This is a genomic window from Clostridium sp. CM037, from assembly GCF_055081095.1.
Genome location: NZ_CM143650.1, coordinates 2,803,257 through 2,814,808, shown reverse-complemented (window position 1 = coordinate 2,814,808; position 11,552 = coordinate 2,803,257). Strand labels below are relative to the sequence as shown.

Sequence of the window (11,552 nt, the reverse complement as noted above, 5' to 3'; positions counted from 1 at the left end):
TTAATTTTCAATTATTTATTGCAAAATTTCTTAATATAATAGTATAATGATGAAGGATAGGTTTTTAAAAACTATATAGGGTTTAACGACATTTCAGAAGGAAAGTCTCCCAATTCTATAAGTGGGAGTTATATACCCTAACAAATAGAAAACTTCAGTGGAAGTATAAATCTCCTAATGAAGTCGTTAACATTGTAGTTCCGCAGGAGATGATTTAACCTTATGTTCTTATATCATATAAATAATATGTTATATATACTAATTTTCTATAGAAACAGGACTGGCTTTCTTAGTTTTATTAATTAGAATTTTGAATTTTGTATAAATAATATATTCATATTTTTGATAATAAGAAAAAAGGTTTAAAGTTTTTTAAAAAGATTATTCATTGTATATAAGCAATTTGAAGCTATATTATCTAACATAATTTTAAAAACGTTATTTTTGGAATATTCTAATTTCTGGGTTTTGCGTTTTTCTGTGGTACAATAAATTTGAATTTAACTCATATATATCTATAAAATATTAAATTTACAAAAGAAGGGGAGGATAAAATGATGAACTTTTTACAAACAATTATCGGCAAGACAAATGATATTCTATGGTCCTATATACTTATTGCACTACTTATTTTTATGGGGCTATATTTTTCTTTTAAAACAAAATTTGTTCAATTTAGATATTTAAAAGAAATGATTTCTCTTTTAACTGAAAGTGTGGGGAAATCTATTTCTAAATCTGATAAAAAGAAAGGTACATCTTCATTTCAAGCATTTTGCATAAGTACTGCTTCTAGAGTTGGAACTGGAAATCTTGCTGGAGTTGCTATTGCTATAGCGCTTGGTGGTCCTGGTGCAATATTTTGGATGTGGCTAATTGCTTTAATAGGCGGTGCTTCAAGCTTTGTTGAAAGCACTCTAGCTCAAATTTATAAAGTTAAAGATAAACATGGCTATAGAGGTGGGCCTGCATACTATATGGAAAAAGCACTTAATAAAAGATGGATGGGAATTATTTTTTCTGTATTAATTACTGTATGTTTTGGTCTTGTATTTAACTCTGTTCAATCAAACACTATATCACTTGCTTTTCAAGAAGCTTTTGGTGTTAAAACTATAATTACTGGTTTAATTTTATCAATATCTACAGCAATTATAATTTTTGGTGGAGTTCAAAGAATAGCTAAGGTTACAGAAATCATTGTTCCTATAATGGCTGTTGCATACCTGTTAGTTGCTATATTTGTTATTCTTAAAAATATTTCTTCTCTACCATCAGTAATTTCACTTATATTTAGAAGTGCGTTTGGTTTTGAACAAGCTTTAGGCGGTGGTATAGGTGCGGCAATGATGATGGGGATTAAACGAGGACTTTTCTCAAATGAAGCTGGAATGGGAAGTGCTCCTAATGCGGCGGCAACAGCAGAAGTAACTCACCCTGTAAAGCAAGGACTGATTCAAACTTTAGGAGTATTTACGGACACAATTTTAATATGTAGTGCAACAGCATTTATAATATTATTATCTGGAACTTATACAACTAAAGGATTAACTGGAATACAGCTTACGCAAAATGCTTTAAGCTCACAAGTTGGGGCTTGGGGAAGTACCTTTATTGCTGTATGTATATTCTTATTTGCATTTAGCTCAATTGTAGGAAATTACTATTATGGCGAGACAAATATAGAATTTATTAACTCAAATAAAATATATGTTTTATTATATAGAATTACTGTTGTAGGTATGGTTTTTGTTGGCTCTGTAGTAAAGATTCAAGTAGTTTGGGATTTAGCGGATTTATTTATGGGCTTAATGGCAATAATTAATTTAATCGCTATATTCCAACTTGGTAAAATTGCTTTTGCAGCATTAAAAGACTACACCTTCCAGAAAAAGCAGGGTAAGAATCCCGTATTCACAAAGAACTCTATTGAAGGATTAAAAAACGTGGAATGTTGGGATGAAGAATAATTTACCTCAATTTAAATAACTCTTATTATGTGTGCTAATAAAAAAGATGGAAATTAAAATAAACTGCGATCCATGATTTGGATCGCAGTTTATTTTTTTGTGAAAACACAATTATAATTAAGACTTTATCAAATCATTAAAAATAACAAATAACCGGAGTATTAACATCAATATTATTATATATCGTCATTGCAAAATCGTCTGATGCATTTATACAACCATGAGAACCATTTGTTAAATATATACTTCCACCAAAGGAGTGTTTCCACGGTGCACCATGTATCCCAATGCCACCATTAAATGGCATAAAGCAATTGACAGGTGTATTGTAACCCGGTCCCTTTAAGCTGGTATTTTTTGCTTTCCATTTTAATGCATAAACACCTGATGGTGTTGGTGTATTTTTGCTTACATCACCAGTAACAACATCTCCTTCTACAATAAGAGCACCATTCTTATAAAACCACATATGTTGGTTTGTCAAATTGATTTCCACATAGGTATTCCCGATATCATTTGCATCATGAGATACTGCGGTTTGGGCATACTTGGGCTGTTTTGTTATGGTTTGTCCACCTTTTATAGAAACAATTAAATCATTGACTTCTCCTGTGCGATCAACTAACCATCCATAATCGCCCCCACCTACATTTACCGTTGTTCCGTATGATGTAGCAAAATTTCTTTCATTACCATAGGTATTATAATTATTGCTCAGTTCGCTTACATAATCTTTCATTTTATTTTCATCGAATGAAATTGCAAGGTTGTCATTAACTACTAGCCAGTTGTGTATTATAGAACCATCTAAAACTTTCTTACCTCCAGTAAAGGTATAAGTGATTTTTGAAGCTACATATTTATCTAGCAAAATTTTAGTGTTTTTAACTTCTTTGGAACTTGAATTATATTTTGGATTAATGTATTGATTTGTTGTCTCCAAATTTATTGTTGTTTCGCCTTTGAGAATTGCATTTACTACAGTTGCATACATTTGCTTGCTATTGATTATGTTTCCCATAATTTCTTTTACAATCACATAGCCGGTATCTGAATATTTAAAACTAGGATTTTTAGGTTTAATTGCTTTCTTGTTATCAAAACAAGAGAGTTTATCAAAATGTTTTTTTAATAGTTTTTCATCATAGGTCACTATGTCAGGTAGTTCAGAAGCTTTTGAATTAAAAACTTCATAAATCCACGCAAAAGAATTCTGACTGTCTTTTAAAACTTGAATTTTATCCTTTGCATTATATTTAAGTCCAATGTCAGCAGCTTTAAGTTGTTCATTCACACCACTTCGTTCTTGAAGGGTCAGTGTATATGTTTTGCATTTTGATAATAAGGCTTTATCTAATTCATCTACTGTTTTACCAGAAGCATTTATGCCATTAATTACAGAACCAAAATAAAAATGGTTATTAAAATATATTGACATACCTAAATATAGAACAAAGATAATAGAAAAAGAAATTATACTAATACGAATAGATTTTTTGCGTTTTATTGTTTGTATTTCCATGAGGCACCTCTTTTAATGTAAATTTAGTATTTCATATTAATCATATTCCAATATGTAGGAAATGTAAAGTAACCTTAGCGAATATTTTTACATTCATGTAAAATATTCGTTAATAAAAGCAGAGATTAACGAATGATGCTCTAACGCCCCACTTACAGTAGTGGAGGACTTTCCTTCTGAAATGTCGCTAAAGTAATTCGCTTAAATTTTCAGTTGTAAGACAAATACTGTTATTTTTCATAATAAAAAAGACCCCTTAACTAATTATTTAATGCGACATCAAAATTAGTTGGCGCTGCGTTAATTAAACAATATGAAATTAAAATAGTATCTTTGCAATGATCTACCATATAGATTAATTATATCACAACAAGTTTTTATTAGCGAGTTATGAAGAAAAAGGGAAAATTGTGCTAGACAAAAATTAAAGGAATGCACACGGTTGTGGCATCCCCTTGAATTTCATTATTTATTATATTTATTTAAAGAGATTTCTTTTGAAAAAGAAGAATCTTTTACCATGCTAAAAAACCACCCTATTACAGCACCAACTAACGATGGAACTACCCAAACAAGACCCTGCTTAAATAAAGGTATAGAACTCAAAAATGACATTTTAAGTCCAACTTGATCTAATGAATCAAATATACTAAAAACAGCAGTAAATAGCATGCTGAAAGAATATACAGAGCTATAACCTTTAAATAGGTTATGGGAGAATGCAAGTACAATAAGTACTATCGCCATAGGATATATGACTGTTAAAACAGGTACAGATATACTTAATAGTTTAGTTAAGCCTACATTTGCAAATAACATACTAAATAGTGTTATTGCAGTAACCCAAATTTTATAGTTAACCTTTGGAACCATCCTTGAGAAGTATTCACTACATGATGTTATAAGACCAACGCAAGTTGTAAGGCAAGCAAGTCCAAAAGTTAAACCAAGTATTATAAGACCATTTGCATTAAAAAGGTAAGATACTACATTTGTTAATGTTTGCGCTCCATTTTTTGTAGCACCAAATCTAGTTTGAGCAGCAGCGCCTAGGCATGAAAGCATTAGATATATTACAGTTAAAACAAGACCAGCTATAAGTCCAGCTTTTATTGTATAGGAGCTTAAAGCTTTTTCATCTGTAATTCCTTGTTTCTTTAAAACTAATGCAACAACTATACCAAAATTAAGTGCAGCGATGGCATCCATAGTCATGTATCCATCCAAGAATCCTTTTAACACAGGAAAGCTAGCATAATCTCCAATTGGAGCATTGAAGCTACCAATTGGTTTTACTAAACTACCTATAAATACAATTAATATAAGTATTAAGATAGCAGGGGTTAGTACCTTCCCAAAACGATCCATTAATTTATTAGGATTCATACTTAGCCAAAAAGCTAAACCAAAGAAACACAATGTATATAGAAAAAGAGGTAAAGCTCCACCAATAACTGATGGTGGTAAAAATGGTGCTATGCTTGTTTCAAAAGACAAACTTGCAGCACGAGGTATGCCTAAAAATGGTCCTATTGATAAATATATTAATAATGTGAAAATAAGCGCAAAGGGTTTATTAACTCTGCCAGCTAAATTTTGAAGACCATCAGCTTTTGCAACAACTGCGACAGCCAGGATTGGTAGACCTACTGCAGAGGCAAGGAAGCCAGATAACGAAAATAAAAGATTTGTACCTGACATTTGTCCAAGTACAGGAGGGAAGATTAAGTTTCCAGCTCCAAAAAACATTGAAAATAGCATTAAACTAACTAGCATTAAACTTTTTCTTGATAATTTATTCATAGTAATTCCTCCATAAATATTATTTTTTTTAAATTTTGGTATTATATCGCTAATATCAATGTCGCTATCCACTAAACCACCCCCTTTAAAATAAAAAAAGCCCGTCCCTATAAAAGGGACGAGCGAGTATGCACGTGTTACCACCCTAAATCTATTAAAATTATAATGAATAACTTTAATAGCACTTAGCAAGATACCAATCGATATCTGTTCCTTGTAATGGTGGACAACCATTAAACCTTATTATATTTCAGGTTTACTTCTCAGAGATGATTTTCGGATATAGACTGAACGTTGACTCTCACCAAATGTCAACTCTCTTTAGAACAGATACTAAAACGTACTCTTTCTCGTCATCAAATTTATAATTTATATTAAAAAAGAATATATCATATTAAAAAAGAATTGTCAATAAATAAATAATATTACTATTAAAATTAACCCAGTTTTTGACAAGAATCTGACTCTTTATAAAGATTGGAAGTAAAGATAATTACTTTTTAAATATTAGTTAATAGGTGTCACTCAAAGGATTGTTTTTAGGGTATAATAGATTAATAAAATAATAAATCATACCTTGAAAATATTTATTCTTAATATTAAATTAGAAGGTAGAAGTTAATTTTTTTTATATAAAAGATGTAAAAAATAAAAAAAAGAAGGTAAAAAATATGAAAAATAATATAAACAAAAACATGGAAATAATGAAAAAAATTATTGAAGAAAAAAAAGCCAAATCTTCAAGTCAAAAGAATGCTAAGAGACCACCAATTTACGGACCACAAAGTCCAGCATCAGGTAATGGTGGAGGATTAGTTGGTAGATAATCTATAAGTATAGAATGAAAGTTATCATAATTAACAAGGGGATTTGTTCAAATTCCCTTGTTAATTATTTTTTTTCTATAATATTGATTAAGGAGAGTTTAATTATAGTCAAATTAGATAAATTAGAATCAATATGGATATTTTCAGATACATCTTCTTTAGAAATATTTATAAATGGGATATTAGAGCTTGATTGGGAATGAGTTTATAATAATATGAAAAGAAAATAAGTTACTAATTAGGCATACCATATAGTAAATGCCTGAGTAGTAACAATTATAAATATCCCTTATTTTAGAGTAGATATATATATATTTAGTACATTTTGTGGGTCAAGCGGCTTGAAATTTCCAAGTTTTCCTCGTGCAGTAGATTGCTTGGCCATTTTCTCTAATTTTTATTCACCAATTCCAATTTCACTTAATGTGGAAGGTATTCCTAATTCACCGACTTAATTATAATAATTCAATATCCTCATGTTTAGAAAATTCCTCTAAAATATCCTCTACTAGGGCGTGTTGTAAGTTTCTATAATTTCTCGCCTTGCAAATAAGCCTTAAGTTTAAACAAACTTTTCCGGGTTCCATAGAAGTGTATACTGTATGAGAAAGGTTCTCGTAATAAATAGGAAGAGTTTTTGAGGCTATATTTAGTGAATCTTTTGCTTCTTGCTCAATATCTCCTACTTTATCATTAGCAATAGATAGTAATATGCTTTTAGCTTTTTTCCAATTACTTTTAAGTGTAAGGCTTATTTTAAGTTCATTCCAAGTAAAAGGGAATGAGTTAGATTCATTTATAAGATCTTCAGTGAGAACTTTTATATTTGGTATATGAGTAATTCTTCCAGTACTTTGTCCATAGATTTTGTTGTCATTTTCCATAACCTCAATTATGGTAGTATAAAACCAGTCTATAGCTATTACATCACCAAGACTTTCCCCAAGCTTTATTCTATCCCCAAGTTTAAAAGGCTTATGAGTATTAATTATAAGCCAACCTAAAAAACTTGCTACAGGATCACGAAAGGCAAAGGCTAGTCCAGCTGAGAAAAATCCTAAAAATGTAAGTATATACTTAGACTCATACATCCATATTGGTATAATCACTACAGCAGTTAAGATATTTATTGATAGCGAGGATGTTTTTTTATATTTTATTATGTTATTGGAATCAAGATTGGATTTATTAATAAATGAACATATACTTTTTTTTACTAAATAAAAAATCATTATTAACATTAAAGTTATAATGATTTTTATCAAAACACCTACGGTTTCAAACTTTAAGCCTAGCTCTAACAAAAATTTAATCAAATGATTTCTACTCCTTTATATCAATTTTAACTATATATAGTTAATCACTATAAAGTAAATTGGTACCTATGTCAATTACAGTGTTAAAAAAGTTGTGAAATTCATTATATAAATTACGAAACCAGATTAAAATGGCAGTGAGCGTATAAAACATATGTGGTATAATATTGTTTTGTACGCTCAAATATTATCTGTTAAAAACTCATATTTTCAATTGTCTTGTAAAATGCTATACTACAAACTTTATGAAATTGACGAATGACATTATAGTATTGAAAGGAGAATTAATATGGAAATAGAATCAGTTGCTGCTATGGGGGTATATATACTTATTTTACTTTTAATAGGCTATTATTCTTACAGAAAAACAAATGATATTTCAGACTACATGATAGGTGGAAGAGGGCTTGGACCTATGGTAACAGCACTATCTGCTGGTGCAAGCGATATGAGTGGCTGGATGCTAATGGGACTTCCTGGTGCGGTTTATACAAAAGGAATATCTAGCATTTGGCTTGGAATCGGTTTAACAATAGGGGCTTACTTAAATTACCTTCTGCTTGCTCCAAGATTTAGAATTTATACAGAGGTTTCGAATGATTCATTAACTGTTCCAGATTATTTAGAAAACCGCTTTAAAGATAAGTCTAATATGCTTAGACTTGTATCTGGGATAATAATACTTGTGTTCTTTGTGCTATATGTTTCATCTGGAATTGTAGCAGGGGGGAAATTATTTGAAAGTATATTTAACTCTACATATACAGCGGGTGTAGTTGTTACATTATCGGTAGTTGTACTATATACATATTTTGGAGGGTTTTTAGCAGTAAGTCTTACAGACTTTTTCCAAGGATCCCTGATGTTTGTTGTACTAGTTGTAGTGCCAATTGTAGCATATATGAATATAGGAGTAGATGCTGGTACATTTGTTAATAAAATAAAAGTTATTGACCCAGCTTTATTTGATATGTTTAGAGGAACAAGTGTTGCAACTATTATTGGACTTTTGGCATGGGGACTTGGATACTTCGGACAACCACATATTATTGTCCGTTTTATGGCAATTAAATCTGCAGGGGAATTAAAGTCAGCAAGAAGAATAGGGATTACCTGGATGACCATAGGTCTTTTAGGTGCTGTATCAAGTGGACTTATAGGACTTGTATACTTTACAAAAAACAACATCCCGCTTAAGGATCCAGAAACAGTTTTCCTTCGTCTTGGAGATGTTTTATTCCATCCATTTATTACGGGTATTATATTAGCAGCAGTGCTATCAGCTATTATGAGTACTATTTCTTCTCAACTATTAGTTTGTTCAAGTTCTATAACAAGGGACTTTTATTTAACATTCTTAAACAAAGAGGCATCAGACAAGCAGCAAATGAAGATAGGGAAAATATCTATACTTATAGTTTCAGCTGTTGCCACATTCTTTGCATATTTGCCAAACAAAACTATTCTTAATATAGTTGGGCAAGCATGGGCTGGTTTTGGTTCATCCTTTGGACCTGTTCTTTTACTAAGTCTTTATTGGAAGAGAATGACTAAATGGGGCGCTCTATCAGGTATGGTTGTAGGAGGCTTAACAGTTATTGTATGGATTGTTTCTGGATTATCTACTTATATGTATGAAATGGTTCCAGGATTTATATTATCGCTCATAGCTGTTATAGTTGTTAGCGTTATAACTGAAAAACCAGAAGAGTCTATAAATAAGGAATTTAAAGAAATGGAAGAAATATTAGAAAAGTTTAAGTGAAAATATTGAGTTCTCTTGTATATACATTGAGAACTCAATATTTTTTTATTTGTTACAGTAAATTTTATTTTTATAGTCGCTTTAATATGCTTTATAGCAGGTAATTATCACTTATAGGAGTGGGAGATTTTCTTTCTGGAATTTTAAATATAGAAATAAGGGTATAAAAATACAAGGAATGATGGAAGATAATATAGATATGTAATTACACCGAATTGAGAACTAAGTCAGGTAAATTAAATAATGAATGTGAATGATAGAGGAGGGACAAATTATTTATGAATACAATTGATGGAATAAAACTTGAAATATATAAAAATGAAATATTATCTGAATTAGGAGTTGAATTATATAAACTAAATAATAAAGATATTGAGTGTTTAGACGACGCAATATTATTTAGTAATGAGGGAGATAGACTTAAAAAATTATTATAGAAGAATGTGGGGTTGAGTTCTTTGCATAGTTTAAAAGATCAAATTAAAATACATGAAAATAAATAGTATACAAAAAAATCCTAAAAATATAACTGGAAATTAAATTTCCAGTTATAAAGTATTTCAAATAATAAATTAACACAAATTTATTTATTTTCTTGTATTATACCTTTTAATTTTTCTAATAAGCTCTGTGGAGAAATCTCTTTTCCAGAAGGTATTTTCAATATTTGTGAGGCTGATTTGCTTAAATACACTCGTTCTTCAGTGCCGCCGGCAACATAGAAAATTCCTTGTCCTTGAAATTCAAAATATCTTATTTCTTCTTTAACTTTTAAAGTTTGTTTTATACTTGAGTACAGTTTCATTAAATCTTTACTTCGATTTTCTCCACCCATTTTTACTGGCTTAACATTAGTTGCAACTACAATTCCCTTTGGCTGATCTTGATTCATCATAAACCAAAGTCTTTCGTCTGTTCCTTTCAAAATCCCTGAAATTGTATTTCCATTAAAATCTAAAACATCCTTGCTTTGAGCAATATCATAAATTGGAATAGAAAAATTAGAAAGTTTCACTCCGTCTACTCCACCTTTTTGTACTTGTCCCATTTGAAGGGATTTATCTGTACTCTGTCCTTGTCCTACCACATAATCATTTAATGCTTTATTTGCAATGGTATCTTTTGTTTTATCTGCTGCATTTGTAACCATTGATCCAATGGTAATACAACCTGCTACGGCTACTATGCAGACTAAAATTTTTGTTCCTTTTAGCATTTTTGTTCCTCCTATGAATTTTGAATTTTTCAAACGATTATTGACTGTAATTAGCTAATCTTTTTACATTTTATCTTTTACTGAAATTATTTATGTAACCCACCCATGTTTGTTTTGAACTGTTTTTGTAACTATTAACTTCATAGTCAGAGTGCTCTCCATACCAAGGGTCCATAATTTTCACATAGTTTGTTCCATTATTGCTATAACAGCCATCTAAAACTTGTGCATGTCCACCACCACTAGTCCATGAAATCATTGTCTCCATTGGATTACCTGCATTAATTTCACTTTGAATGCGTGTATAAGAGGGAATAGACTGGCTGTAATTGGCATTTAATCCGAAATTTCTTAAGCCGTTAAGCATTTCATTTGGATAACCTGATTCGTTGACTAAGCTCCCTTTAACGGAAGTAACTACCTGTTCTTGTGTCACATTATAACCATAGTGTTGTAAAATAGCACTTGTTGTAGTTGCCCAACACCATTGGTCCATTCTTTGTTTAATGTTTGGAACTGTTGCACTTGTGTTTGTATTAGGGTCTTCCGGTGGGTTTGTGTTCGTATCTTCCGGAGGATTACCATATACTATAGCAGAAGTAACATAAGCTTTTTGATTATTTCTATCTGTATAAAAGAACCATTTAGTATCTGGTATTCCTGACCAATAATCTCGAACTGAATCTCCTTCTACCCATCCATTAAAATTGACTCTTGTATTTCCAGGAATACTATCTGTTTGTCTTGATGTAAGGGTTGGACCGCTTCGAACATTACACTTTGATCCAGTAACACCTGAAAAATTTACATAATGCTCCTGGGTTGAGCTACCTAAAGCTTTCACCTTAATAGAGTGCTCGGTAGGTGTTTTCGCCTCTATCGGCTTATTTATTGCTCTTGCTGCAAATGCGGGTTGCCAAGTGATTAGAAGCGTACTAACAAATATAACCCCATAGAGACTTAGTTTAGAATAAATTAGTTTCATTTTTGAGCCCTTTTTTTGTTTTAACAATTTTATTTTCCCCCTTTATATAATTAATGAATTTGGGATGAACATCCCTACACAACAATATCATTTATGTTGAAATATATGTATAATCCTTAATTGTATAGTATAATAATTGCATTATTTG

9 protein-coding genes and 1 other annotated feature are annotated in these 11,552 nt (G+C 30.7%); of the genes, 4 read left to right on the top strand and 5 right to left on the bottom strand.

Annotated elements, in window-relative coordinates; genetic code table 11:
• The first annotated feature begins 557 nt into the window (after window positions 1-557).
• Complete coding sequence (locus ACWJKP_RS13635; RefSeq protein ID WP_165412308.1) at window positions 558-1,970, top strand: alanine/glycine:cation symporter family protein; 1,413 nt, start codon at window positions 558-560, stop codon at window positions 1,968-1,970.
• Between the two features lie 136 nt (window positions 1,971-2,106).
• Here ACWJKP_RS13635 and ACWJKP_RS13630 read toward each other — a convergent pair whose 3' ends face one another.
• Window positions 2,107-3,492, bottom strand: coding sequence for a L,D-transpeptidase family protein (locus tag ACWJKP_RS13630; RefSeq protein ID WP_165412253.1), 1,386 nt, complete (start codon window positions 3,490-3,492; stop codon window positions 2,107-2,109).
• Window positions 3,493-3,957: 465 nt separating this feature from the next.
• Window positions 3,958-5,295: a branched-chain amino acid transport system II carrier protein gene (gene brnQ / locus ACWJKP_RS13625; RefSeq protein WP_462961213.1), complete on the bottom strand. Its 1,338-nt coding sequence runs from the start codon at window positions 5,293-5,295 to the stop codon at window positions 3,958-3,960.
• 111 nt (window positions 5,296-5,406) lie between these two features.
• Window positions 5,407-5,661: a binding site (T-box leader), on the bottom strand.
• Window positions 5,662-5,966: 305 nt separating this feature from the next.
• On the opposite strand from brnQ, the gene ACWJKP_RS13620 reads away from it, so the two are divergent.
• On the top strand, window positions 5,967-6,122 hold the full coding sequence (locus ACWJKP_RS13620) for a hypothetical protein (protein ID WP_165412254.1): 156 nt from the start codon (window positions 5,967-5,969) through the stop codon (window positions 6,120-6,122).
• 455 nt (window positions 6,123-6,577) lie between these two features.
• On the opposite strand, the gene ACWJKP_RS13615 is transcribed toward ACWJKP_RS13620, so the two are convergent.
• Window positions 6,578-7,438: a mechanosensitive ion channel family protein gene (locus ACWJKP_RS13615; RefSeq protein WP_224578872.1), complete on the bottom strand. Its 861-nt coding sequence runs from the start codon at window positions 7,436-7,438 to the stop codon at window positions 6,578-6,580.
• Window positions 7,439-7,727: 289 nt separating this feature from the next.
• On the opposite strand from ACWJKP_RS13615, the gene putP reads away from it, so the two are divergent.
• Window positions 7,728-9,203 carry a sodium/proline symporter PutP gene (gene putP / locus ACWJKP_RS13610; RefSeq protein WP_165412255.1) on the top strand — a complete coding sequence of 492 codons (1,476 nt, stop codon included), beginning with the start codon at window positions 7,728-7,730 and terminating at the stop codon, window positions 9,201-9,203.
• A 278-nt stretch (window positions 9,204-9,481) separates the two neighbouring features.
• Window positions 9,482-9,640 (top strand): hypothetical protein, encoded by a 159-nt coding sequence (locus tag ACWJKP_RS13605; protein WP_165412256.1) that lies wholly within the window; start codon window positions 9,482-9,484, stop codon window positions 9,638-9,640.
• A gap of 146 nt (window positions 9,641-9,786) precedes the next feature.
• On the opposite strand, the gene ACWJKP_RS13600 is transcribed toward ACWJKP_RS13605, so the two are convergent.
• Window positions 9,787-10,419 carry a hypothetical protein gene (locus tag ACWJKP_RS13600; RefSeq protein ID WP_462961212.1) on the bottom strand — a complete coding sequence of 211 codons (633 nt, stop codon included), beginning with the start codon at window positions 10,417-10,419 and terminating at the stop codon, window positions 9,787-9,789.
• A gap of 70 nt (window positions 10,420-10,489) precedes the next feature.
• Window positions 10,490-11,431 (bottom strand): papain-like cysteine protease family protein, encoded by a 942-nt coding sequence (locus tag ACWJKP_RS13595; RefSeq protein ID WP_224578874.1) that lies wholly within the window; start codon window positions 11,429-11,431, stop codon window positions 10,490-10,492.
• Window positions 11,432-11,552: the final 121 nt, after the last annotated feature.